The 881-nt window shown below is 62.0% G+C and carries 1 protein-coding gene; it reads right to left on the bottom strand.

All coding sequences use genetic code 11. From position 1 onward, the window contains the following. Positions 1 to 881: AMP-binding protein (locus DGA31_RS29425; RefSeq protein WP_152035098.1), on the bottom strand; the 881-nt coding region annotated here is incomplete at both ends.

Genomic DNA, 881 nt, shown 5'->3' with positions numbered 1-881 from the left:
TCAGCATGTTCGGCCAATTGCTGCAGGTACACCGGGGGAAACACTCCGATCGTCACCCCGTGCCGGTGCATCTCGGCATAGGTCTGCTCGGGCAGCCACAGGTTATCGTCACGCACCAACACCCGGGCACCGTTGATCAACGGGTGCATCCAGCCCTCATGAGCACCGTCGAAAGCGAATGACATGAAGTGCAGTTCACAGTCTGATGCGCAGGTTTCATAGCGCTCCGCCGTAGCCCGAATGTGCGACACCAGCGGTCCATGAGCGACCGCGACCCCCTTGGGCTGGCCCGTGGAGCCTGAGGTGTAGATCACGTAGGCCAGGTTCTCAGGGGCCAGGGACACCTTGGGAGCAAGCTCGACAACCTCGCTACCGACTTCGAAAAGATCCACGGCAAGACTTGGCAAGCCCTCGGGAATCGGCAACTGCTCCAGCAAATCACTCTGGGTCAGCACCAGTGCTGCCGCACAGTCCTTCATCATGTACAGCAGGCGGTCCTCTGGATAAGCCACATCCAGCGGCACGTAGGCACCGCCAGCCTTCAGTACTGCCAGGAAGGCCACCATGATCTCCGCCGACCGGCGCATGGCGATGGCCACCCGCACCTCGGGGCCGACGCCCAGCTTGATCAACTGGTGAGCAAGGCGGTTGGCCTGCGTATCGAGCTGCCGATAGGTGAGTGTCTGCTCGCCGAAGATCACCGCCACTGCATCGGGCGTGCGCAGTGCGTGGTCTTCTATCAACTGATGGACATAGCGATCGCTCGGGTGGTCCTGGCCGGTCTGGTCCCAGCGAGCCAGGATCGCTGCGTGCTCCGGCCTATCGAGCATGGACAGCTCACAGACCCGCTGCGTGGGCTGCTCGCAGATCGATTTCAGCAG

The sequence above is a fragment of the Pseudomonas ovata genome, assembly GCF_003131185.1.
GTDB classification, from domain to species: Bacteria; Pseudomonadota; Gammaproteobacteria; order Pseudomonadales; family Pseudomonadaceae; genus Aquipseudomonas; species Aquipseudomonas ovata.
This window is presented reverse-complemented; position numbering and strand designations above follow the sequence as displayed.